The 23,465-nt window shown below is 59.7% G+C and carries 22 protein-coding genes; 9 read left to right on the top strand and 13 right to left on the bottom strand.

Annotation, left to right across the window (positions count from 1 at the left end):
- Positions 1–105: 105 nt before the first annotated feature.
- Entirely contained in the window at positions 106–1,398 is a 1,293-nt protein-coding gene (locus tag ACS1BR_RS07505) for an alpha/beta hydrolase family protein (protein ID WP_463561345.1), read from the bottom strand.
- Positions 1,399–1,557: 159 nt separating this feature from the next.
- Between ACS1BR_RS07505 and msrB the strand changes: the two genes are divergently transcribed.
- From msrB to ACS1BR_RS07490, 3 genes are all read left to right on the top strand, one after another.
- Positions 1,558–1,986: a peptide-methionine (R)-S-oxide reductase MsrB gene (gene msrB, locus ACS1BR_RS07500; protein ID WP_463561344.1), complete on the top strand. Its 429-nt coding sequence runs from the start codon at positions 1,558–1,560 to the stop codon at positions 1,984–1,986.
- A gap of 110 nt (positions 1,987–2,096) precedes the next feature.
- Positions 2,097–3,389, top strand: coding sequence for an HRDC domain-containing protein (locus ACS1BR_RS07495; protein WP_463561343.1), 1,293 nt, complete (start codon positions 2,097–2,099; stop codon positions 3,387–3,389).
- Positions 3,386–3,847 (top strand): Rieske (2Fe-2S) protein, encoded by a 462-nt coding sequence (locus tag ACS1BR_RS07490; RefSeq protein WP_463561342.1) that lies wholly within the window; start codon positions 3,386–3,388, stop codon positions 3,845–3,847. The genes ACS1BR_RS07495 and ACS1BR_RS07490 overlap by 4 nt, the downstream gene beginning before the upstream one ends.
- 8 nt (positions 3,848–3,855) lie before the next feature.
- On the opposite strand, the gene dxs is transcribed toward ACS1BR_RS07490, so the two are convergent.
- Together dxs and ACS1BR_RS07480 are read right to left on the bottom strand one after the other, a co-directional pair.
- Positions 3,856–5,832 (bottom strand): 1-deoxy-D-xylulose-5-phosphate synthase, encoded by a 1,977-nt coding sequence (gene dxs / locus ACS1BR_RS07485; protein WP_463561341.1) that lies wholly within the window; start codon positions 5,830–5,832, stop codon positions 3,856–3,858.
- Between the two features lie 62 nt (positions 5,833–5,894).
- Positions 5,895–6,863 (bottom strand): DNA-methyltransferase, encoded by a 969-nt coding sequence (locus ACS1BR_RS07480; RefSeq protein WP_463561340.1) that lies wholly within the window; start codon positions 6,861–6,863, stop codon positions 5,895–5,897.
- Between the two features lie 82 nt (positions 6,864–6,945).
- Here ACS1BR_RS07480 and ACS1BR_RS07475 point away from each other — a divergent pair, with 82 nt between their 5' ends.
- Entirely contained in the window at positions 6,946–7,617 is a 672-nt protein-coding gene (locus ACS1BR_RS07475; protein ID WP_463561339.1) for a mismatch-specific DNA-glycosylase, read from the top strand.
- On the opposite strand, the gene acnA is transcribed toward ACS1BR_RS07475, so the two are convergent.
- From acnA to ACS1BR_RS07460, 3 genes are all read right to left on the bottom strand, one after another.
- On the bottom strand, positions 7,612–10,350 hold the full coding sequence (acnA, locus tag ACS1BR_RS07470; protein ID WP_463561338.1) for an aconitate hydratase AcnA: 2,739 nt from the start codon (positions 10,348–10,350) through the stop codon (positions 7,612–7,614). The genes ACS1BR_RS07475 and acnA overlap by 6 nt on opposite strands.
- A gap of 241 nt (positions 10,351–10,591) precedes the next feature.
- Entirely contained in the window at positions 10,592–12,040 is a 1,449-nt protein-coding gene (locus ACS1BR_RS07465; RefSeq protein ID WP_463561337.1) for a class I SAM-dependent RNA methyltransferase, read from the bottom strand.
- Positions 12,033–14,042, bottom strand: coding sequence for an APC family permease (locus ACS1BR_RS07460; protein ID WP_463561336.1), 2,010 nt, complete (start codon positions 14,040–14,042; stop codon positions 12,033–12,035). The genes ACS1BR_RS07465 and ACS1BR_RS07460 overlap by 8 nt, the downstream gene beginning before the upstream one ends.
- Before the next feature lie 196 nt (positions 14,043–14,238).
- Here ACS1BR_RS07460 and ACS1BR_RS07455 point away from each other — a divergent pair, with 196 nt between their 5' ends.
- Together ACS1BR_RS07455 and ACS1BR_RS07450 are read left to right on the top strand one after the other, a co-directional pair.
- Positions 14,239–14,934: a potassium channel family protein gene (locus ACS1BR_RS07455; protein ID WP_463561335.1), complete on the top strand. Its 696-nt coding sequence runs from the start codon at positions 14,239–14,241 to the stop codon at positions 14,932–14,934.
- 3 nt (positions 14,935–14,937) lie between these two features.
- Positions 14,938–15,591 (top strand): potassium channel family protein, encoded by a 654-nt coding sequence (locus ACS1BR_RS07450; protein ID WP_463561334.1) that lies wholly within the window; start codon positions 14,938–14,940, stop codon positions 15,589–15,591.
- Here ACS1BR_RS07450 and ACS1BR_RS07445 read toward each other — a convergent pair.
- Genes ACS1BR_RS07445 through dut form a run of 4 tightly spaced genes read right to left on the bottom strand, consistent with a single transcriptional unit; the run spans position 15,584 to position 18,197 of the window.
- Positions 15,584–16,294, bottom strand: a complete 711-nt coding sequence (locus ACS1BR_RS07445; protein WP_463561333.1) for a DUF3159 domain-containing protein — start codon at positions 16,292–16,294, stop codon at positions 15,584–15,586. The genes ACS1BR_RS07450 and ACS1BR_RS07445 overlap by 8 nt on opposite strands.
- A gap of 11 nt (positions 16,295–16,305) precedes the next feature.
- Entirely contained in the window at positions 16,306–16,866 is a 561-nt protein-coding gene (locus ACS1BR_RS07440; RefSeq protein ID WP_463561332.1) for an asparaginase, read from the bottom strand.
- A 3-nt stretch (positions 16,867–16,869) separates the two neighbouring features.
- Positions 16,870–17,724: a DUF3710 domain-containing protein gene (locus ACS1BR_RS07435; RefSeq protein ID WP_463561331.1), complete on the bottom strand. Its 855-nt coding sequence runs from the start codon at positions 17,722–17,724 to the stop codon at positions 16,870–16,872.
- Between the two features lie 38 nt (positions 17,725–17,762).
- A complete protein-coding gene (gene dut, locus ACS1BR_RS07430) occupies positions 17,763–18,197 on the bottom strand; it encodes a dUTP diphosphatase (protein WP_463561659.1) in 435 nt (144 codons plus the stop codon).
- 194 nt (positions 18,198–18,391) lie between these two features.
- Between dut and ACS1BR_RS07425 the strand changes: the two genes are divergently transcribed.
- Positions 18,392–18,874, top strand: a complete 483-nt coding sequence (locus tag ACS1BR_RS07425) for a DUF3093 domain-containing protein (protein ID WP_463561330.1) — start codon at positions 18,392–18,394, stop codon at positions 18,872–18,874.
- Here the strand turns inward: ACS1BR_RS07425 and ACS1BR_RS07420 are convergent.
- Positions 18,871–19,170 (bottom strand): DUF4193 domain-containing protein, encoded by a 300-nt coding sequence (locus tag ACS1BR_RS07420; RefSeq protein WP_463561329.1) that lies wholly within the window; start codon positions 19,168–19,170, stop codon positions 18,871–18,873. The genes ACS1BR_RS07425 and ACS1BR_RS07420 overlap by 4 nt on opposite strands.
- 378 nt (positions 19,171–19,548) lie before the next feature.
- Here ACS1BR_RS07420 and sepH point away from each other — a divergent pair, with 378 nt between their 5' ends.
- Together sepH and ACS1BR_RS07410 are read left to right on the top strand one after the other, a co-directional pair.
- Positions 19,549–20,586: a septation protein SepH gene (sepH, locus tag ACS1BR_RS07415; protein ID WP_463561328.1), complete on the top strand. Its 1,038-nt coding sequence runs from the start codon at positions 19,549–19,551 to the stop codon at positions 20,584–20,586.
- A gap of 113 nt (positions 20,587–20,699) precedes the next feature.
- Positions 20,700–21,659 (top strand): hypothetical protein, encoded by a 960-nt coding sequence (locus tag ACS1BR_RS07410; protein ID WP_463561327.1) that lies wholly within the window; start codon positions 20,700–20,702, stop codon positions 21,657–21,659.
- Here ACS1BR_RS07410 and ACS1BR_RS07405 read toward each other — a convergent pair.
- A complete protein-coding gene (locus ACS1BR_RS07405) occupies positions 21,652–22,881 on the bottom strand; it encodes an alkaline phosphatase family protein (protein WP_463561326.1) in 1,230 nt (409 codons plus the stop codon). The two genes, ACS1BR_RS07410 and ACS1BR_RS07405, sit on opposite strands and share 8 nt — an antisense overlap.
- Complete coding sequence (locus tag ACS1BR_RS07400) at positions 22,878–23,462, bottom strand: DUF5998 family protein (protein WP_463561325.1); 585 nt, start codon at positions 23,460–23,462, stop codon at positions 22,878–22,880. The genes ACS1BR_RS07405 and ACS1BR_RS07400 overlap by 4 nt, the downstream gene beginning before the upstream one ends.
- Between the last annotated feature and the right edge of the window lie 3 nt (positions 23,463–23,465).

Below are 23,465 nucleotides of genomic sequence, written 5' to 3'. Positions count from 1 at the left end.
ACCTGCCGCAGCATAGGCGCTACAGCAGAACTGTTCTCTAGCCAGTGTAGTTCACCGGTCTCCCGGTACCGACCGGAGGGTCGCTGAAACCGGGGTTACGGCCCTCTAAAGTATCTTTTCACGCAGCCAGCACGTGACCGAGTCGGTCCACAGCCGGGGGTCAACATTCCACTCCCTGGTATGCCCGGCCCCGTGAAAGGGAACAAAATCGACCAGAGGCGACTCTTCGGCCAGTTTCTCGCTACTGGCCGCGGGAACATAGGTGTCATCGAGCGAGTGCAGAATGAGTGTGGGAACGATAATATCCTGTGGGCGGCGGGTCCAGGATAGGCTGGCCAAATCAATGGGTTTTTCCAGTCCTGTAAAGATATTGAGGGCGGGCTTAGAGATCATCGAAACCCCGAGCTCCCCCAGGCGCAGGGGAATCCTGTTGAGCTTGGTTTGATAGTGGATCAGTTCCAGCCAGTCAACCACCGGACCGTCCAGCACCAGTGCCGCAATAGCGCTGCGGTGACGTGCACGATCGGCAGCCTGAAGGGCGATTGCCCCTCCCATGGACCAACCAAAGATCACCACCTGCCGTGCACCGCTGTTGAGGGCGAACTCGATGGCGGTATCGACATCTTCCCATTCGGTAAAGCCCAGGCCATAGCGGCCATCGTCGGCCGGCGGTGCCTCGCGATCGGTTCGGTAGGAGATGTGAAGCGAGGTCATACCCAGTGCCTGAACCGCGTCGAGAGCCCGCAGTGTTTCGGCTCGAGTAGCCCCCATACCGTGCACCATGATCGCCCACGTATCGGAGGGCTGAGAGCTAGTTTGCGGAGAAATCAACCAGGCGGGGGCACTCCCTACTGACAGTTCCAGCGACACGTCGGCGGCCTCAAACCCGGCCCGAGACGGAGTGGTTGCTACCATACCGCTCAGTCTCCCCCGTGTCGCCCGGGCAAGGTCTCCGCTGTCCACCGACAGAACCTGCCGGGTCAGTGAGCCGTCAACGGGTGAATACGAGCTCACCGGCCCGAGCAGGGCAAAGCCCTCACCGCCGTTGAAATAGAAACCGTAGTTTCCGCGGGCGGCGGTGGCGCCTGTAGCGGGAAGACGGATACCAGTAGGTGCTTGTCCCTCGACTGGATTGGGGGCGTCAAACTCCACCGAGAGCACCCTCAAATTTTCGCTGGGACGCTTAGGCGGCACCACCACCTGCCGGGCAAAATACGCGGACACCCCCGCAGCCGTGATCAGACCCATCGTGGCTATGCCCGCTCCCACCACCGCACCGGCCGTCGCCGATATCCACTGTGTAGCGCTGCCGCTACGATTTATCTGAACTTCTTCCTGCCCGTGCCCGCCCATGTTGTACCTCCCTCTGGCCACCTGTACCGCGGTCCGTATCTCCACTCACCTTAATTAAACCTAGCATTTCACCCCGCTACCCCTGCGTCTGCGGCAATATGAGCTATCCTTTTTCTCAACTGACGGAATAGCCGGTGTCCACGCGTTGTTTACCGTAGGCGGGGTTTACCCGACACAGCCATATTTCTTATATCAGGAGTACACATGAACGATGCTAAGCCCGGTGTAGGCAGGATTGTTAAAGACTGGAAGCAGGTGCTTAACCCTGAAGAATACGCTGTTTTGCGGGAATCGGGCACCGAGCGTCCTTTCACCGGTGAGTACTGGAACAGCACAGCAGAGGGAGTATATTCCTGCCGGGCCTGCGGTAGCGAGCTATTTCGTTCGAGCGAGAAATTTGATTCGCACTGTGGCTGGCCCTCTTTCTTTGAACCGATGGCAGAGGATCGGGTGCGCTATATTGAGGATCTTTCGATGGGTATGAAGCGGGTTGAGGTGCGCTGCTCGGCTTGCGATTCACACCTGGGACACGTGTTCGAGGGTGAGGGCTACGACACCCCCACCGACCTGCGCTACTGTATCAACTCTATTTCGCTCACCTTTGATGAAAATCCCGTGGGCGAGCAACGCTAGGTAGGCGCCAAGTTACCGTTTCGCGGCCCCCACCCGTAGAATGGTGGGGGCCGCACAAGTTTTGTGGGTCTTTTAGCGGACAACATATGTGTGAAACGGTGAAAGGGTTCATGGGTAAAGCTGCTCAAGGAAAGTCTCTCACGTGTGAACAGCTTGGCCTTGAAGGGCTCACCATTCCCCGTGTGGTAACCCTCGACCAGCCAGCAGACGGCGTGCCCGCGGTGGTCTCCACCCAGCGCGGTCTAGAGAACGCGGCAAAACTTTTGGGCAGCGCCACAGGGCCCGTGGCGATCGACACCGAGAGAGCCTCGGGAATCAGATACGGACAACGCGCCTTTTTGGTGCAGCTCAAACGCGGCGACTCCGGCATTATCCTCATTGACCCCGAGGCCTTCGACAATCTGGCCCCCATTAACAACGCCCTACGCGGCTGCGAATGGGTGATCCACGCGGCAGGCCAGGATCTTCCCTCCCTCCGTGAACTGGGCATGAGCCCCGACCTGCTTTTTGACACCGAACTCGCTTCCCGTCTCGCCGGTTTTGAGCGGGTTGCCCTGGGGACAGTGGTCGAGCAACTGCTGGGGTTCCGGCTGGCAAAGCAGCATTCGGCTGAGGACTGGTCAAAACGTCCGCTCCCCCAAGAATGGCTCACCTACGCCGCACTTGATGTTGAAATCCTCGTTGATCTACGCGACTGTCTCGAAGAAATTCTCGACCTACAAAAGAAACTCGACTATGCTCATCAGGAATTTGCTTATCTTGCAGCCACCGCACAAAAGGTAGAGCCGCAGGACCCCTGGCGGAAAACCAAGGGTATAGGTCAGATCAAGAACCGTCGACAGCTAACCGCCCTGCGCAACCTCTGGTATGAGCGGGAAAATCTAGCCCGGGCAAAAGATATTGCCCCCAAAAGACTCCTCCCCGACCTGTCCCTTATTCAGGCGGCCCACCGTATGCCTCCCTCTGTGCCCGCGGTCCTCAACATTCCCGGTTTTCAGACCCGGGCGCTGAGGCGTGAGGCACCGCGCTGGGTACGCGCCATTGCACAGGCACGGTCCACACCAACACCGGTTCCTTTCACCACCCCGGCCACGGGTCCGCCTCCCCTCAAAGCCTGGGAAACCAAAAGGCCTGAGTCCTACATTCTCTTGCAAAAATCGAAAGAAGTCCTCAACCGGCTAGCGGAACAGGTCGCTATCCCCCAGGAGAATATACTCCTGCCCGATTCTCTGAGAAGATTGTGCTGGGAGCCTCCCGGCATACCCAGCGAGCAGAATATTGCCGCTAGACTCTACGAGCTGCAAGCCCGGCAGTGGCAGGTTGATCTGGTATTACCGGTGCTTCTACCCGTTTTTGAGTCTTCCATGTCAACATCATCACCGCAAGAAAAGGATAACCCGTGACACAGGACAGTAACCGCTCAACCACCGTCGGGCGGCCAAGCCGCCGAACCGCGATCAGCGGTGCCGGACTCGGCGCCGCAGCTATCGGCCTCACCGCCTGTGGAGCGGATTCTTCGACGGAAAACACCGAACAGGGTGGGCCCATTGACTCCCAAGGGCCCAGCCAGCCCACCGATGTAGCCGCCTCAAGCGACGTTCCCCTGGGAGGAGCCTACAAGGCAACCAGCGGGGACCTGACCGTGATGCTCACCCAGCCCACCGAGGGCGAGTACAGGGCTTTTAGCTCAATCTGCACCCACCAGGGATGCGTGCTCAACGTTCAGAATAAAGCCCTTGCCTGCCCCTGTCACGCCTCCCAATTCTCCATCGACAACGGGGAGGTTATGGGCGGGCCCGCACCCTCCGCCCTGCCCGAATTTACGGTGGAAGAAAAAGATGGCAGGCTCATCGTCTCCTAGCTTTGTGTCTAGGCGGCGTGGTTGGGCAGCTCTCCTTTACCGCGGGCGTAGGGAACCTTTTCCCCCTTCAGCTGCGCCAGAATATCACCGGTGATCTTCTGGGCAGTCAGCCCAACCTCCTCAAAAATTTCGCTGCGGCTTGCATGTTTGATGAAATCCGCGGGTAGGCCCACCTCGTTGAGCGCGGTGTCAACTCCCCGCGATCGCATCTCCTGGCGGATACGCGATCCTACCCCGCCGGCGCGTACGCCGTCTTCGAGAACCACCACAATACGGTGTTGGCGGGCCGCAGCGATCACCGAGTCGGGTACGGGCATCACCCAGCGGGGGTCAATCACCGTGCCGGTCACCCCGGCGCTCTCGAGGGTGGAGGAAACCTCAAGGGCCAGTGCCGCCATGGCGCCCACCGCTACCAGAAGAACATCGCGCTGACCAGTATTGGGTTCCGCTTCACCGGTGACGGCCAGCAGGTCTGTGCCGTCTTGAAAACGCTCCAGCGCGGGGATGTCTGCGCCCACATTCCCCTTGGGGTAGCGGATAACCGTGGGGGCATCGCTGATCGCCACCGCCTCACGCAGCTCTTCGCGCAGGGTGACGGCATCGCGCGGTGCCGCCATAAAAAGGCCGGGAATAAACTGAAGCATGGCTAAATCCCACATGCCGTGGTGGCTGGGACCGTCGGGGCCGGTGATACCGGAGCGATCAAGCACCAGGGTGACACCTGCCCGGTGCAGGGCAACATCCATGAGCAACTGGTCAAACCCGCGGTTGAGAAAGGTGGCATAGAGGGCGACCACCGGGTGCTGGCCACCGTAGGCGAGGCCGGCGCTCATGGCAACGGCGTGCTGTTCGGCTATACCCACGTCGATGACCCGGTCAGGGTGTGCCTCCTGCATGGGTTTGAGCCCTACGGGGATCGTCATGGCACCGGTGACACCCACAATATCGGGGCGTTCGTCAGCGATCTGTTTTATCTCATCGGCGAAGACGCCCGTCCATGAAAGCCCGGTGCTGGCGCTGAGCGGTTTGCCGGTGAGGGGGTCGATTTTGCCTACGGCGTGGAACTGGTCGTCGGTGTTGGCCCGCGCCGGAGCGTATCCGCGGCCTTTCTCGGTGATGGCGTGGACAATGACCGGGCCGGCAAATTTCTTGGCCGCACGCAGAGCCTGCTCAATGGTTTCCTGGTCGTGTCCGTCGATGGGCCCCACATATTTCATGCCCAGGTCCTCAAAGAGGCCGTTGGGCACCACTATATCTTTAATACCGGCTTTCATGCCGTGGAGGCCGCGGTAGACGGTGTTACCCAGAGGCCCAGACCGTTGAAGGGTACGCCGCATACGGTCCAGGGTGCGATCATAGCGGCGGTCTAGACGAACCTCGTCCAGTTTTTTCTGGAGTTCTAGCTGGAGTTCTGCCATGTGGTTGGCGAAGCCGCCCACGGTAGGGGCATAGGATCTGCCGTTGTCGTTGACCACGATGACCACCCGGCGGTTTTTATCGGCGGCAATATTGTTGACGGCCTCCCACGCCATGCCGCCGGTCAGGGCACCGTCGCCGATAACCGCCACCGTGTAGCGGTCTGGCTCGCCGTTGAGCTGGTGGGCGCGGGATATACCGTCGGCCCAGCTCAGCGACGATGATGCGTGGGATGATTCCACAATATCGTGCGCCGATTCCGCTCGCTCTGGGTAGCCGGCGAGCCCGCCCTTCTGTCTCAGGGTCTCAAAGTTCTTGCGCCCGGTTACAATCTTGTGCACGTATGATTGGTGGCCGGTATCAAAAATAATGGAGTCACGCGGTGAATCAAAGACCCTGTGGATACCCAGGGTAAGTTCCACCACACCCAGGTTGGGGCCCAGGTGGCCGCCGGTCTGCGCAACGTGTTCGATAAGGAATTCACGGATTTCTTGGGCGAGAGCTTTCGTCTGCTGTCCCGAGAGGGATCGCACATCTTTGGGCTCCGAGATATTCTCAAGAAATCCCACAGTAGTCTCCTTATCATCTGCCGATATGAGGCACTGTCAGTGCCCCTTCAACTTTACCCGCTTTAGCTAGTGGACACAGAATTGTCTTTGTCTGTTCCCCGCTCGTCTGACGGGTCCTCAAACACCAGGCGGGTGGGCCTTGTCCGAAACTGTGCAAATGTGACCGGAGCGGTGCCCTCGGTTTCTTGGCTGATGCGTCTGAACCGGTTTTTCATGGTCTCGTAGGCGGGCTTATTTTTATCGATGACCACGAACCTGCGCCCAAGCTGTAGGGCCGCTTCACCGGTGGTTCCGCTACCCCCAAAAAAATCGAGGACCCAGTCGCCCGGAGCGGAGCTCGCCTGCACTATCCGGCGCAGAATACCCAGAGGTTTTTGGGTGGGGTATCCGGTTTTTTCCCTACCCGAGGGACTCACAATAGTGTGCCACCACACATCTGTGGGGAGCTTGCCCAAAGCCGCTTTCTCGGGGGTCACCAGGCCGGGGGCCATGTAGGGTTCACGGTCAACTTCACCGCTGTTAAAGTAGTAGCCGGCGGGATCTTTAACATAGACCAGGATATTATCGTGTTTGGTTGGCCAGCGTTTCTTGGCGCGGGCACCGTAGTCGTATGCCCAAATGATTTCGTTGAGAAAGCATTCCCGCCCAAAGAGAGAGTCAAGAAGCACTTTGGCGTAGTGCACTTCCCGGTAGTCAAGGTGCAGGTAGAGGGTTCCGCTGGGCTTGAGTAAGCGCCAGGCTTCCTGGAGTCGGGGCTCTAAAAACTCCCAAAAGTTCTCAAAAGAATCACTGTAGCTGGTGATGTCACCCTTCACCGTCTCATAGGTTTTTCCCTGGTAGCCGATCCGGCTGCCCCGCTCAGAACGCACCGTGGTGAGGCTCTGTCGCCGCTGTATTTTTCCGGTGTTGAAGGGAGGATCCAGGTAGATGAGCTGAAAGGAATTATCCGGTAGCTCACGGATAAGTCTGAGATTATCCCCCCGCACCACAAGATTGGGTGAATGGGGAGTCCAGATAGGGTCTTGGGGCATGAAAAATATTTTAACAGGCTTGGGAGAATCCACCGGCCGCCGGCCGTGAACATCCCAACTAAAAATAGGGCATGATAAAAATATGAGCACTCTACACCCTTCGCCGCTGGGCGGCCGCCGACCTCGCAAAGACGAACTCCCCCACTTCGAAAACGCCCGGATCAGCGATAGGCTCCCCAGCCCCGAGAACCCCTATCCGGTGCGGCTACTCATCGTGGGAATCAACCCGGGGCTGTGGACCGCCGCAGTCAACGCCCCCTTCTCTCACCCCGGTAACCGTTTCTGGCCATCCTTAGACAGGGCATCCATCGTAACCCCTGCGGTCGATGCGAGCGCCGGTATGAGCGACAGCGACGAAGAGCGGCTTCAAAAACTGGGTATAGCTATCACCAACCTGGTGCCGAGAGCCACCGCCCGAGCCGACCAGCTCAGCAGAGATGAACTCCGGTCCTCGCTGCCGCGACTCATAAGAGTAGTAGCCGAAACCGCCCCGGAGGCCGTTGCTGTGGTAGGGATTACCGCCTACCGTATCGCTTTTGACAGGGGCCGTGCACAGCTGGGTAAGCAGGACACCGATCAGATCCCGGGCTGGCCGCACGAAAGCAGCCTCTGGGTTCTTCCCCAGCCCAGCGGGCTCAACGCCCACGAAACCATCGACAGTCTCGCTGACAAATGGCGCACCCTGTGGGCAGATATGAACACGTACGGCTCGCCGGAATCCTCCGAATCCGGCGAGCCGCCTCACGACCTATGATCCGCGTACCAGGCTGCGCAGCACATACTGTAGGATACCGCCGTGACGGTAATAGTCAGCTTCGCCCGGTGTGTCAATTCGCACCGTGGCATCAAAGACGGTACGTGTGCCGTCCTCAGCGACCGCGGTTACTTTCACCGTCTTGGGTGTGGTACCCCGGTTGAGCTCGGTCAGCCCCTCGATGGAGTAGGTCTCGGTCCCGGTCAGGCCCAGGGACTCGTGGGATTCACCGGCGGGAAACTGTAGCGGTACCACCCCCATACCGATGAGATTGGAGCGGTGGATACGCTCGAAAAATTCGGCGATGACCGCCCTCACCCCCAGAAGCGTGGTTCCTTTCGCCGCCCAGTCTCGGGAGGAGCCGGTGCCGTATTCTTTCCCACCGAGAACCACCAGCGGGATGCCGGCGGCCCGATAGTTCTGTGCGGCATCGTAGACGGTGGCTTGCTCCCCGGAGCGGGTGAAGTCGCGGGTGAAACCGCCCTCCACCCCGTCGAGGAGCTGGTTTTTGATGCGGATATTAGCAAAAGTACCGCGAATCATAACCTCGTGGTTGCCTCGACGGGATCCGTAGGAGTTGAAATCTTTACGCTCTACTCCGTTTTCAATCAGATACTGACCCGCCGGGGTAGTCGAGGCGAAGGAGCCGGCAGGCGAAATGTGGTCGGTGGTCACCGAATCTCCCAGTTTGAGCAGAACCCGGGCGCCGATGATATCTTCCACCGGGTCCGGCTGCATGGTCATACCCTCAAAATAGGGGGGCTTACGCACATAGGTTGATGATTCATCCCACTCAAAAGTGTCTCCGGTGGGGGTCTCCAGAGCCTGCCAACGCTCATCGCCGTCGAAGATGGTGCCGTACTCGCGCGAATACATGTCAGTTTCCACCGCCGAGGCGATGAGCGCATCGACCTCGCCGGGGTCTGGCCAAATATCTCTCAGGTAGACATCCCTGCCCTCGGGGTCTTGGCCCAGAGGATCCCGGTCAAAATCAAAGTCCATGCTGCCGGCCAGTGCGTAGGCGATCACCAGCGGCGGTGAAGCCAGGTAGTTCATCTTCACGTCGGCAGAGATACGCCCCTCAAAATTCCGGTTCCCCGAAAGGACCGCGGTAACCGCCAGATCGTTGTTCTGGATACTCTCCGAAATCTCGGGTTCCAGGGGCCCGGAGTTGCCGATACAGGTTGTGCAACCGTAACCCACCACGTAGAAACCCAGCGCCTCAAGGTCGGGCAGTAAACCGGCTTTCTCGTAGTAGTCGGTCACCACTTTTGAGCCCGGGGCGATAGACGTTTTTACCCAGGGTTGAGCGCTGAGACCGCGAGCGGAGGCATTGCGGGCCAGTAACCCGGCCGCCATCATCACCGAGGGGTTGGATGTGTTGGTGCAGGAGGTGATAGAGGCGATAGCTACCGCCCCGTGGTCCAGCTCAAAGGCGCGTCCATCAGCCATCTCCACGGGAGAGGGGCGAGAAGGCCGGTCGGTTTCAGCCACCGCCGAATCGGTCACCCCCGATCTTTCTGCACCGCGGTCGATTCCAGCCACGTAAGCCGGCAGGTCTTCCCGGAACTGTTCTTTGGCGTGGTTGAGCTCAATACGGTCCTGGGGCCGCTTGGGGCCTGCGATGGAGGGGACCACGGTGGACAGGTCGAGTTCCAGGTATTCCGAGTACTCGACCTCCGCCGAAGGATCGTGCCAGAGGCCCTGCTCCTTGGTGTATGCCTCTACCAGGGCCACCTGTTCCGGGGAACGACCGGTCAGACGCAGGTAATCCAGGGTGATGTCATCAATGGGGAATATAGCGGCGGTCGAGCCGAACTCGGGGCTCATATTACCAATAGTTGCCCGGTTGGCCAGCGGCACCTGGCCCACGCCCTCGCCGTAAAATTCCACAAACTTGCCCACCACGCCGAGCTCGCGAAGCATCTCTGTGATGGTCAGCACCACATCGGTTGCGGTGGCTCCCGATGGGATAGAGCCGGTGAGCTTGAACCCCACCACCCGGGGGATCAGCATAGAAACCGGCTGGCCAAGCATGGCTGCCTCGGCCTCAATACCGCCAACCCCCCAGCCCAGCACACCCAGGCCGTTAACCATGGTGGTGTGGGAGTCTGTTCCCACCAGAGTGTCGGGGTAGGCCCGCAGCGAGCCACCGGTTTCGCGGGCCATTACAACCCGCGCCAGGTATTCAATATTGACCTGGTGCACGATACCCATACCCGGGGGGACAACCTTGAAATCGTTGAAGGCACCCTGGCCCCAGCGCAGGAACCTATAGCGCTCGCCGTTGCGCCGGTACTCGATGTCCATGTTGCGGGTCAGCGAGTCCGCGGTGCCAAAAGCGTCAATCTGCACCGAGTGATCGATCACGAGCTCAGCCGGTGCAAGGGGGTTGATCTTGGAGGGGTCCCCGCCCAGGTCTTTGACCGCCTCGCGCATGGTCGCTAGATCCACCACGCAGGGCACCCCGGTGAAATCCTGCATAATCACACGTGCGGGGGTGAACTGAATTTCGGTGCCGGGTTCCGCTTTCGGGTCCCAGTTAACCAGAGCCCTTATATGATCGGCGGTAATATTGGCGCCGTCTTCGGTGCGCAGCAGATTCTCTAAAAGGATCTTGAGCGAGTACGGGAGCTTCTGCGAACCCTTCACTGACCTCAGGCGATAGATTTCGTATTCGGTGCCGTTGACGTCTAGCACGCCCTTTGAACCGAAGCTGTCTACAGTGCTCATGTGGGACTCCTCTCGACACTGTCTGTTAGCAATGCTGGTCGCACTGTCGATACTTCATACAAAGATGTCGAAGACCAAAGCGGTGTGATGCTCTTTTATTAGAGACAGATTGACACTAAGCATGTTCAATACTTCAGTGTACTACCCTTGAGCGCATCTTTAATTTGTACAAGAAAAATATGACCTAATACGGGCTTGCCTCCTGCCGGTAGCTCGTTGCGGTCGTTCCATTTTTGCCCCGCTAGCGCCTAAAAACCGCCAGCGTCTCCACATGGTGGGTATTGGGAAACATGTCATAAGCTTCAAGATGCACCGGACGCCACCCCAGGTTTCTCAGGTAGCCGGTATCGCGGCCCAGGGCTGCCGGATCACAGGCAACATAGACAAGGGTCTGCGGAGCCAGCTCAGAAACCCGCCCGAGTACCGACCTGCCGCAGCCTTCACGGGAAGGATCAAGGATTACCAGGTCGGGGCGGGGGTAGCGCCCGTCAGCCACCTCACGGCCCATACGTCCAAGCACCCTACCCACATCGCCCTTTTCCACCCGTACCGCGGTACGCTCCGACCGGTGGGTGCGAGAGACTCCGGTATCCGAAAAATTGTGGGCGGCGTTAGCGCTGGTCACCGCAGACCCCTCAACCGCCAGCACCCGCCCTCGCGGGCCCACGGCATCGGCGGCCAGGGCTGTGAAAAATCCCGCGCCCGAGTAGAGGTCATAGACGGTCTGGCCCCGGCCTATACGCGCGGCTTTCAACACGGCATTACCCAGTACTTCCGGGGCAGCTCGGTGTACCTGCCAAAAACCGGTGGGGTCCACCTCCCAGTAGAAATCTTGGGCGTAGACGGTGGCGGTCTCAAGCAGCTGACGCTGGCCGGCACCGCACACAATATCGGCGGGTTTGGTGCCGCGGCAGCGTCCTCCCCTTTTCTCTGCGGTAAAAATGAGGGTGATAAGACGGTCCTCCAGGGACCCCCATGCTTTTCGCGCTTCTGCCTCAAGAGCCGGGGCAACTTCGGCCGGAGTCGTCCCGGCGGTGACGGTAAAGACCAGAGTGACCATATCGGTGGCCGATACCGCAGCATCCAGGCGGTTTATACGATCCAGGTTCAGTTGTTCTAAGCGCAGCTCTGCCAGCCGCCGGTCGGCAAGGGGAAAGGTGGAGACCGGCACCGGTGTTGTGCTGCCGTGGGGAAACATGGCCGCACGGTGGCTGGACGGGTCAACGGCGTAGTGTATTCGGGTACGCCAGTTGAGGTCGCTGTCCGTGGTCAGCGGCTCCACTGTCAGCTGCTGTAGCAGGCAGTGAGTGCGGGAAATCCCACCCAGGCGGGTCAACTGCTCAACGACCACCTGGCGCTTGTAGTCTCGCTGGGTTTCGGGTGTCAGATGGCCGTACTCCATACCGCCCACACTTGGTTCACGGGTCAGCGAGTCGGCGGCTGCCCAGGGGTGGGGCCGCCTGTTCTCCGAGGGTTCAGTCACGGAGACTACGTCGGCAAAGAAGAACCTTCCGCGGGGGTCCCTGCCGGTAATTTTGGCCGTGGCAGGCTCCCCCAGCACCCCGTGGCGCACAAAGATTACCCGGTTATTCAGGCGGGCGACCAGGGCACCGCCGTGAGCCACCCGCTCGGGAGTGAGCTCCACCTGCTCCCCTGTTTCCAGCTCCGCGGGGATTTCTATCCTAGCCACGGTTGTCCTTTCGTCGCGATCGCACTGTGTCATACCCAAAAACTATGTCCTCTTCTTCGCCGACCCTCCAGGGTACTGTGGCAACGATTAGGCCGCGCTCGTGCTTGAGCGCCCGTGCCAACCGGGCCGCCGTACGGCGGTGGATCAGACGCTCCCACCAGTGCTTCACCAGATAGTCGGGAAGATAGACCACCAGAAGGCTGCGCGGCGACCGGGCTGCGAGGCCGCGAACATAGTCCACAACCGGCTGCACATAGTCCCGGTAAGGGGAATCAATCACGGTGAGCGGCACGGGGATACCGAGTTCCTCCCACTGCTGCACCGTTTTCCGAGTATGTTCTTCAACCACGTTGAGGGTGACCGCCTCGATTGTTGTCGGGCGGGCAGCACGGGCGTAGGCGACTGCCCGTACTGCCGGTTTACGCACGCGGGGCACATAGACGATGGCGTGGGTACGGGAGGGAAGCCGACGTGCCTTGGCCAGAGCCTCTTGATCGCTGTCCAGGGCGAGATCGCTGTCTATTCGGGTGTAGTGTTTTCGGACCACGAGCATGATTCCTGCGGTTGTGAGAATAAGAAGAACGGTCGCCCAGGCCCCCTGGGTGAGTTTGGTGAGGAGCACAGCCAACAGGGAAACCGCGGTAGCCGCCAGCCCCAGCCCGGTGATGAAAACCCCGCGAATAATGGTGCGGCGTTTAAACCGGTCAAGGGTGAGGCGCAGCTGCTGGGTGCGGTGCCTTGTCACGGCGGTTTGGGTGAGCACCATGGATGTTAGCACACCCACGATATAGAGCTGGATCAGCGAGTTGACATCGGCGCCGAAGATGACCACCAGCACTATGGCGGTTGCGGCTAAAAGTATCACCGAATAACCGTAGAGGTTTGCCGAGGTTCTGGCGTTCATCTGCATGGGAAGGTAGCGGAACTCGGCGATACGGGAGGTGAGCACGGGGAAGCCGAGAAAGGCTGTAGCTGCCGCCATGAGCAGGATTCCCACGGTGGCGAAAGAGAGCAGCACCGGCATGAGTGACCCGGCGAAAACAGCATCTGCCACCTGGTAAAGCAGAGGTTTTTGCCGAAAGCTTTCTCCCGCAAGTTCCCCGTTGACCATGAGGTACCTGTGGGGTTCTTGCACAATTTTTGCCCCGGTTTCACGCACCAGGTAGAGCAGGCTGACCAGAATGAGGGCTGACAGCAGCCCCGTCAGCATGAGCGTCTGGGCGGCGTTGTGTTTTTTGGGGCGGGCAAAGAATTTAACCGAGTTGTTAACGGTTGCTACCCCGGACATGGCAATGGCTCCCGACGAGAAGGCGCGCGCCAGGAGCACGGTGAGTCCAAACCCGGTGAGGAGGGAGTCGGTGGCTGTGCGGGGAATGATGTAGTAGGCGCTGCTCTCCGCCGCCGGGAGGGTCCCCGCCATGTTCTCGACCAGGCCTACCCCTATGACCGCGGCGAGGAGGGCAAGAAAGGTATAGGTGAGGACCTGGGCGATTCGCCCCATAAAGTGCCAGCCGCGTAGGCAGAGGAACATCACCACGAGCACCAGTGCCGCTGCAACCCAGCGGGTGTGGGCGGACAGCTGGGGAAACACCGCCGCGATGTAGCCCGACCCGGCGGCAGCTGAGACTGCCACGGTGAGCAAAAAATCGACCATGGAGGATGCACCCAGCACGGTGGCCGGGATCGGGCCCAGCCTCCGGTAGACCAGCAGGTAGTCTCCCTGCTCTGCAATCTGAGAGATATTATAGCGGTAGGTTCCCACGACGATGAGCAGCATAGCGGCAATGCCCAGCGCCACCCAGGGAGAATAGATCAGGCCGGCTGTTCCGGCAAAGGCCAGCATGAGCACAATTTCATCGGGGGCGTAGGCGGCGGAGGAGAGGCCGTCGGCCCCTAGCAGCGGCAGAGCCCGCCGCGTGGGCAGGGCCAGGCCGGTCAGGGTTGACCTATGCCGGGGGGAGCCCACCACGGTGCGCTCGATCCTGCCCAAAATTTTCTTCACAGCTCATTACGGTAGTACCTGCCGGCCGGAAACGATAGTTACCCCGCCTAGGGATGTAAACTTTTTGTTGGTCCGCTTCCGGATAGGCTTTCCCGCACCCGCTCTCTTGGCTTTTAGTCTGCGGGCGGTAGTCTTGTATCGGTACTGTTATGGGTACAGTACGTGAGGTTGGTTGAGTATGCCGTGGAGGGTTTGAGTGCCTCATTTTGTGATTATGGGTGCGGGCCGTGTGGGCGTTATGCTCGCCCACACCCTTGAGGATTCTGGTCATAGTGTTGCCGTGATTGACCATGATGAGCAATCTTTTCGTCGGCTTCGCAAAGATTTTTCGGGGAAGAAGGTCACCGGTATCGGTTTTGACCGTGACACCCTCAAACGGGCCGGTATTGAAGACGCCTACGCTTTTGCCGCTGTTTCCTCCGGTGATAATTCAAACATTATTGCCTCCAGGGTGGCGAGGGAAACCTTCAGGGTGCCGCACGTCGTGGCCAGGATCTACGACCCCAACCGGGCCGAGTTTTACCAGCGGCTGGGTATTCCCACCGTTGCCGCCGTGCGCTGGTCAACCGACCAGGTGTTGCGCAGGATCCTGCCCGAGCAGGCAATGGCCGGAGATTTTCGGGAAGCCTCCGGCCGTCTTATCCTTGCCGAGCTTCAACTCAACGACGAGTGGGCAGGCAGGGCGCTCAGCGACATTGAAGAGGCCGCCAATGTGCGGATCGCCTACCTGACCCGGTTTGGTGAGGGAATTCTTCCTCCGGCGGATGCCAGCTACCAGCAGGGGGATATTGTTCACGCCATGATGCGCACGGTTGATATGGGAGAGATCTCCCGGATCCTAGCGGCTCCCCCGCTTGATCCCGATGACAGCGAGATAGTGAGGGAGAGGTAAACGGTGATTGTTCTTATTGTTGGTGCCGGGTCTGTGGGTTCTTCGATTGCCCGCGAGCTTATCGCCCACGGGCACCGCATTAATATTATTGACAAGAAACCCGAGGCTATCGGACGCACCGATCTTCAGGGAGCCCAGTGGTTTATCGGTGACAGCTGCGAGCTGTCGGTGCTGGGTCGGGCCAAACCCGAAAACTGCGATGTGATTGTTGCCGCTACCGGTGACGACAAGGCCAACCTGGTGGTTTCCCTCCTCGCCCGGTCCGAGTTTGGGGTTCCCCGTACCGTGGCCAGGGTGAACAACCCCAAGAACGAGTGGCTTTTTAATGATTCCTGGGGCGTGGATGTGGCGGTTTCCACCCCGCGGCTGATGACCGCCCTGGTGGAAGAGGCGGTAGAGGTGGGTGATGTGGTGCGGCTTCTCCAGCTGCAGGCCGGAGGCGCCATGCTGGTTGAGTACACGGTGCCCAGCGAACACCCCATTATTGGTCAGACCGTCGATACAATCCAGTGGCCCGAGCAGGCCACTCTCACCGCGATCTTACGCGATGGTACACCGATTGTTCCGACCGGTGATGAGTCGATCGAGGGTGAGGACGAGCTCTTCTTTATCACCACTGCCGAGGGGGAGGAGGACGTGAGAGCGCTCTTTAGCTAGCGTCTGCCGTGTTCTGTGCATCCGCGGTACCCGACTGTTTGCGGGTCATCATCCAGGTGAGCCACAGCACCGCCGCGTAGAGGGGGGTTCCCATGAGTAGCCGGGCCGTGCCCAGAGCGGCCACGTTGTCAGAGAAGTAGAGGGGAAGCTGCACGGTCAGGCGCAGAGCAAACATGCCGCACAGCACCCAGGTGGCTGCCCGGTAGGCCCGGTACCGCTGCGAGTTTCCCCGCCAACTGCCGGTTTCATCGCGGATAAAACCGTAGACGAGGCCCAGCACCGGCCAGCGGACAATGATCGTGGCGAGCACCGCGATACCGTAGCCCAGGTTAATCCAGAGGCCGGGAACGTAGTAGTCGGAGGCTTCACCGGTTCTGAGCGCCACCACCGCGCAGATGATCACGCCGATACAGCCCGATAGCGACTGGAGTAGCGATGATCTTTGAACCAATCGTACCAGCGCAAACACCAGGGAGACGGCCGCGGCTACCGCCAGAGCAAGGTAGAGACTGTTTGCCACCAGAAAGACAACTAAAAAGAGGAAACCCGGCACAAGGGCCTCCGCGATACCGCGTACACCGCCTACCGCGTGCATAATATCAACATCACCGGATTCGGTGCGACGAAACTGCGAGCCCAGAGGGAGGGGTCTCTCTGAGAGCGACCCCGGCTCGCGGGGTGAGGGTGTGGGCGAGTCAGTCACTGACGGTCAACCTATTTCTTTACTCGTGGAAGGGGCACAATCTCGTATCTGGGGTTGTAGATTCTTGCCTGCTGGCTGTTGTAGGCGAGCATACCCGAACAGCGCAGGTAGGTTCCGGTGACCACACCGGGCACCGACCGCTGTCCGTGCCAGATCAGCACTACTGTGCTGCCCGCGGCCACCGGTGGGTAGTCGGGGTAGAGCGGGGCCGGTTTTGAGCGGTGGCGGTGTACCCGGTAGCGGGGAAAATTCTGTGACTCCTCGGCCAGGCTATCGTCGATATCCGGCTCGTCGGTGTCGGAGGCGACCTCTGGGCTACCGTCAAGATCGTCACCGATCACCTCAACGACGGGGATACCGCTGAGGGCGTGCACGCTGATTGGCGGTAGCGGCCGCGATCTCTCCACCTCCAGCACCGCTTCATAGAGGCTGGGTTCACCCGGTGGATAAATTTTGATGCGCACTACCCTACCCGCTACGCGCACTCTGAGACGCTGCGGATAATGCTCTAACCGGTCCCGGACGGCGGTGTTGTCCGACCCGGTACCGCAGGGATGGGCTAGATCGGGCATGGGTTAGCGAATCTCGGCGATCTCGGGGCCTCGACGGGGCATCTCGAGTTTCCTGCCCTCGGTCCGTGAGGTCTGGGGGTCCTGAGCTTGCTGGCCCGAAGGGTTTCCCGCTGAGTCTCTTGCCTCTGCGGAGCCGGTATCCTCCCGCTGAGATGCCGGGGTGTCTTTTGCCGCCTCCTGTTCCTGGGCTTGGCGGATCGAAGCGGGAACCTTCATAGGTAGCAGGTCACGCGGCGGAAGGGGCTCCTCACCGCGTACCACCACGATGCCGCGAAAAATCTTCTCCATCTCGGCAGCCGCCTCAGGCTTCATCGCAGCTTCACCCGAAAATACGCCCCGCAAAAACCAGCGGGGCCCGTCAACACCCACAAACCGGGCCACCCGGTAGCCTTTGCGTCCGTCGGCTGTTTTTGCCGGCAGACGAGAATACATCTCACGGCCCAGGCTGCCGTTTCGCACATCGACACTACCGCCCTGTCTACGCACAGAGTCGCTGATCTCTGTGCGGATATCGTCCCAGATGCCGGTGCTCTTGGGCGCGGCAAAAGCCTGGACCTGTAGAGAGCTCTTCCCCGAGGTAATGGTTACCGCAATCATCTGCTGAGTCTTATTTTCAAGATCCAGGCGCATATTGAGGCCGTCCTCCATGCGGATACGCATGGATCCGAAATCCAAGTAGTCCCTACTCGTATCCACCTCGTCAACGTCCCAGGGCCCCTCCGCACGTGAAAAGTCAGCGGAGGAGATGACCGGGTTCGCGTCATCGGCGTCGTCCTCGGTCTCGGCTTCCTCGTCCATGATGGGAGCGGTCTCGTCAAGATCGTCCCGTTTCTTTTTCTTTTTCCCAAGCCCAAACATATTACCTCCCGGCTTTCTCTAGATTCACTCAGACGATTCTAGCTGACACCCGTTGACCCGTAGCCCCCGGTGCCGCGCTGGGAATCGGGTAGTTCGTCGGTGAGCACAAAATGCGCTGTCTCAAACCTCTGGATCACCAGCTGCGCAATACGGTCCCCCCTGCTCACCCTGAATATCTCCCGGTGATCGGTGTTGAGCAGGCACACCTTAATCTCGCCGCGGTAGCCCGAATCGATGGTTCCTGGAGAGTTAACAACGGTGATACCGTGTTTGACCGCGAGACCTGATCGCGGGTGCACCAGGGCCACATGGCCGGGGGGTAACGCTATGGCCACTCCCGTAGGGACAAGTAGACGCTCCCCGGGGGCAAGCTCAGCATCGACCGTCGAGCGAAGATCGGCACCGGCATCTCCCGGGTGCGCATACCGGGGAGGCTCCAGGCCGGCATCAAGCATTTTAATCTGCACACTCATCTGTTCAGTCACAGTGCCCACTGTACTAGAAACCTCTACCAATACCGGCGAGGCCCGTCGGGTAAGAAGCTGGTAGGCCCCAATACCATTCCATGCCGGTCAGACCGCCCTCACCCACTAAGATGGGTGGAGGTGCCTCTGAAGCACCACCCCATACATCTGGTCACGTCTGTCCCATCCGGAGGGTTTTATCCATGTCTGCTGAGAGTACCGACTCAACCACCATCTACCGCGAACGGCTCTCACCCGGTATCGGCATGTGGCTCATCGCACTCGGTGCGGCAACCGCGTCCTTTTTTGTTGCGGCCCCCATCAACATCGGCGCAGGTTACGCGGTGGCGGTGGTGGTGTTCTTTCTGGTGGGAATCATTCTTTTCTCCACCTCTCCCATTATCGAGATCACACCCGTCCTTCTGCGCGTGGGCAGGGCCCAGATTGAACGCACCTACCTGGGTGAAACCGAGGCGTTCCGGGGAGAAGCAGCCCGTATCGCCGCAGGCCCCGCCCTTGACGGCCGAGCCTTCATGTGCTTTCGCGGCTGGATTGACCCCAAAGTGCGGATAGAGATAGCCGATCCCGCGGACCCTACACCCTACTGGATAGCCTCAACCCGGCATCCAGAAAAAATTGCCCGGATCCTCAATGAAGACAAAGACCCGGGCAAGATAACTCGTTAACCCTCACACTCTAGACAGTAGAGTAGGCCGTCCTCTTCGCGGGCAATCTGGGAGCGGTGCCGCACGAGAAAGCACGAAGCGCAGGTAAACTCATCGTCCTGAGCGGGAAGAACCACCACGTTGAGTTCTTCGTTGGACAGGTCCGCACCGGGCAGCTCAAAACTTTCCGCCGCGGCGTTTTCGTCTTCGTCAACGGCACCTGACTGCATTTCAGAGCGGTGGGCGTTGAGCTCTTCAATAGATTGTTCACTGTTTTCTTCATCTTGTTTACGAGGTGCGTCGTAATCGGTTGCCATAGTACTCTCACGCTCCGTGTGTCATGTGTAGTGTCCGTGAAAAACACGGGCATCTTGCAGCTTGTGGGACTGGTTCGCCACCGTGCAGCCCCTGCGCTTGCGCCTGAGTCGTAACGGTAACGCGTAGCATTTTTCACTAAAAATTCATTTCGTGCAAGTGCCGGAGGAAAAAATATCGCTGTGGGCCTCATTCGCGGGGATGATCGAGGCGGATAGACGGTCAACAGCAGGCAAACATTCAACTTTAAGTTGAGATTATTTTTTAAATATTTGGCGTTTTAGAGCGGTTATGGGTTTTCTCTTCACCGCAGGTTGAAGATCCGCGGTAGTCTTTTCTTGAACTTTCCAACATACCCATTTTGTGAAGCAGGAGTTTCCATGCTTGAACTGCGCCTGGCCGGTGTGCACGACGACGGCGAGCACCTCGTTCTCGAATCGGCAGACGGCTCTCAGTTCCGTTTGCCGATTGACCAAAATTTACGAACCAGTATCGCCAAGGCCCGCCGAATTCAGCCGGCTCGTAGCCGATCCGGTTCCGGGGCATTTGGGCCCCGCGATATTCAGGCGCGTTTCCGGCAGGGCGCAACCGTCGAGGAGATTGTGACCGAGTCGGGGTGGGATGCTGAGCGGGTGCGCCGCTATGAGTGGCCCATTATTGCCGAGCGGGCCAACATTATTAGCGTCGCTCGCAGGGTGCTAATCTCGCACCCTGATTCTTCCCGCCAGAGCGAGAACGTTGCGCTCTCTCTCGATGAGCATATTCACCGGGTCGCCGAGCACTTTGGTTTTTCAGACATTGCCGGTGACTGGAACACCTACCAGCAGGAATCCGGGCAGTGGACTGTCAGCGTTGATTACGATTTTTCCGCAGAGAGCAAGAAATCGATGCCGGCAGGTCTGCTTTTCCCGGCACGGTGGACCTATAATCCCGCCAATCAGAGTATCTACGCCTCCAATGAGGCCGCCTACTTTTTGATGGGTCGAACCAACACCGCTGATGCACCGCTACCGGGTATCGGGTCTCACGAGCCCACCGAGGACGTCGGTAAGTCGGTTACCTCAGACTCTCAGACAGTAGCCGCCGACCTCGGTGATTCCCGCAGGTCCGCACATCGCAAGCGCAAGCTAGCCGATCTGTTGGAGCGGGCACAGCCCTCGTCTGAGCCGCTGAGCCTTGTCAGTCGCGCCGAGGATCTGCCGGCGAACAGGCAGCAGTCAGCCGGTGGGGCTGAGGTGGTGCCCGATGAGGGTAAGGATCTGGAAGGCAAGGAGTCTACAGCGGACCAGAAGGCCGACGGACAAAACGGCCCCAACCGCGGCACCGCCGAGGTTTCGAGGGCTCGGACTGGGCACCGGGCCAAACGTACTTCGGTGCCCAGCTGGGATGACATTATTTTTGGCAATCAACGCAAATAACCGGGCCGGGCTTCTTCAAAAAATATAGTTGACGCGTAAAATAATTTGTGAGAGCTTTTCGCAGAGCTCTTATTCATTCATGTATCGCAGCACTGCTCTTTTGAGGATTTTTGATGCCAGACAAACAGGACCCCCTGCACTCTGACTCCGTGACCGATCAGATTTCCGCTCCGTGGGGGAAAAATTCAGGGATTGACAATCAGACCGGGGAATCTGATCGTTCACCCCTCGACGAGGGGTACGTTTATGTCAGTGACTCGGATTCTAGCGGTGACACGGGGGTGCTGACCGAACAGCTGCCCCTGGGTGGAGGGCCCGCAGAACAACCCGTACCCCATACTGATCCCGGGGCTTTCCCCGACACCGCAGCGGGAGGAGGACGTCTCGGTGATAGCGAAAGCCACCGGGCCGAGCTGATCGCCGGTGTTGAGGCAGTGCGTACCGAGCAGACCCGCGCTGTTGAGTTGGATACGCGGGGCTTTCCCCTGCTCGATGACAGTTCTTTTGATGATGAGGATCGGGGGTCACGGCTCCCCCTGCTCATTGGTGGCGTGAGTCTGCTGGGACTGGTCATTGCCGGCGGTGCATTGGCTCTCTCCTCCCTGGGTGGTTCCGGGAGTGAGGATACCGCTGATTCTTCAACGGTTCCTCTGGGTACCGTGGAAACGGTTGCCCCCACCCCCTCGTTTGTGACGGGTTCGCCATCGGTCACCTACACAGACACAAAGACTTCTCCGGCTCCCGGCAGTGTCGACTATGTCCCCACCCCGGCGGCTCCGGTCCAGGATATTCAGGAGGAGCAGCAGGATTGGGTGCAGCCGCAACCGTCGCCGTCTCGGCCGCAGGTCCAGCAGCCTTCGCAGCAGGTCGGCGATGCCGGTCAGTGGGGCGAAGAAGATGCTCGCGACAGCGGTAGCTCGGGCTCTCAGGAGATAGAGGTTCCCTCCGGTGTGCACACTGATCAGCCAAACACCGTTCCCGAACCTCCCCAGACGGAGGGCCCGGATACCGGTCATACCGCCGGGACCGATCAGAATCCGGTGGGTGATCTCGAGGCCAGCCCCGCTAGCTAGTGGATAGCATCAGCAGAGGCACAGAGGTCTCTTCCGCTGTCAGGGACCCGTGTTGGCCCACCATCTTGAGCGAGTGGGGCTTGTAGTGTCGCATATCGTAGAGAGCTATATCGCTGCGGCAGGCAATAATGATATCGCCGATCCGCTCTCTTGCCTGCTCGGTGACGGGGCGGCCAAAATAGCCCGCATCGTAGAGGGTTTCGGTGTCAAGAATCCAGGCGTGCTGGCCCCAGGCCTCCGCCCAATTCTCCAGGGTGATACGTCGGGCGGCGGCGGTTTTATCTCGCAGGTGAAGCTGCACCATCCTCGGCTCACCGGCTACGAGGTCGAGGTTCTCCACCAGCTTGGCGGTCTGTGAATAATCGATCCGGTTGTCTGCGGGGATATCTACCATGCCGTGATCTGCGGTGAGCAGGAGAAGCACATCGGGGGGAAGCCGCTCCGCCATCCGCCGCATCGCAAGGTTGAGCTCTTCAAGCTGATTGAGCCACTGCCGGGAATCCACACCGTGGCGGTGGCCTGCCTGATCAAGCTCTCCCCAGTACATATACACCAGGGAGGGTTGTCGGGAGGACAGGATTGAGGTGGCCATGGTTACCCGGGCCGCCGGTGACTGGGCGTGAATAAAACGTCCGCCGCGAAGACCCGATTCGCTCAGTCCGCTCCCCCGGTATTTGCCCAGGGACACTGTGGCAACGTCGCAGTGGTTTTCGTAGCGTTCAAAAACGGTGGGGTAGGGCTGCCAACTGCGCGGGTTAACCTGCCTGTCCCAGCCCGATAGCTGGTTCATCACAGCCCCGGTCTGCGGATTTTTTACCTCGTAGCCGGCCACCCCGTGGGTGCCGGGGGCAAGCGCGGTGCCGAAGGAGGTGAGCGAGGCTGCGGTGGTTGAGGGAACCGCCGAGTGTAGCGGACCCAGCGAGGTGACCTTCTTCAGGTAGGGGGCGTAGGAGCCCCAGCGGCGGAGCAGCTTCTCCCCCAGCCCGTCCACCATCACCACGCACACGCTGCGGTAGCCGGCGGGATCGTAGCCGGCTTCTTCAACCCGACGCCGAAGACCTAGCAGGTCGTGGCCGCCCTCCCCTCGTAGCGGGTGCCGGTCAGGGGCTATACCGCCCCGGTCAACCAGTGTCCCTGCCGACTCAAAAATATCGGCAACGTTTCCTCCACCGTAGCCGGGCGTTGCCGGCAACTCCGAACCGCAAAAGTCTACCGTGCTCACCACCTATCAACCCCGAGCTGGGCGGCGCGCAGGGCACGGGCAAACTCTCGGGCCTGTTCCACCAGTTCCGGCCCGTCGGCGGTGGCGCTGATACGCAGCACAAGATCTTCGCTGGGGGCTACACCGGAGTACCCGTGGTCGGCGGTGCATGTGGGGTCCGGGCAGTCTGCCGGCTGTAGATCGATCCGCTGCCCACCGGTCCACGAAATCATGAGAGAGATTTCTGCTGCTGTGCTTGCGGGTGTGTAATCTTGCGGGTCCGGGTAGGAGGAGCTGAGCGCCATGGTACCGATCGCCGAAACCGGAAGGGTCTCCACGCTCACCTGGGCAAGTGCCCTCTGTCCAGACTCGTCTACCTGGGCATCGTCGAGGTGGGCAACCACTAAAAACCTGCCGGTAAGCGCCAACACCGTGATGTGGCGGTGAACTTCTCCCCGGTCAAAATGTGTTTCCAGCTGCACCAGGTGAGCTTTCGGTGTGAGACCCATGAGACCGTCTGCCACAGCATCCTTTACCAGATCCGGATAGAAACTATGTCGGGTAATAGATTCTTCGAGGGTCTGCGGAGTCTCATGGGGCATGGG

Source organism: Rothia sp. 18CD1-1 (assembly GCF_055285355.1).
The sequence above is the reverse complement of the archived record's forward strand: the minus strand, read 5'-3'. Positions and strand labels throughout refer to the sequence as shown.